The following is a 223-nucleotide window of genomic DNA, read 5'->3' as shown; positions in this document are numbered from 1 at the left end:
CTTGACCACCGTACCGTGGATGGGCAAGTCGGTATTATCACCGATACCTACGCCACACCGGGTAATGTCCACGACAGCCAGCCTTTTATCAAGCGTTTGACGCGTCAGTTAAAGCGTTTTGCTCTCAATCCCCTCGCGGTTGGGTTGGATGCGGGCTATTTTACGGCCCCGGTTTGTTATCTGACGGAACAGTTAGGCATTATCCCCATCATAGGTTATCGCC

At 52.5% G+C, this 223-nt stretch carries 1 pseudogene; it reads left to right on the top strand.

Going from position 1 to position 223, the window contains the following annotated elements:
- Positions 1-223: pseudogene (locus ACGF49_RS25440) on the top strand (IS5/IS1182 family transposase); the annotation flags it as partial.

It is taken from the genome of Photorhabdus sp. RM96S (assembly GCF_042879335.1).
Taxonomy (GTDB): domain Bacteria; phylum Pseudomonadota; class Gammaproteobacteria; order Enterobacterales; family Enterobacteriaceae; genus Photorhabdus; species Photorhabdus kayaii.
This window is presented reverse-complemented; position numbering and strand designations above follow the sequence as displayed.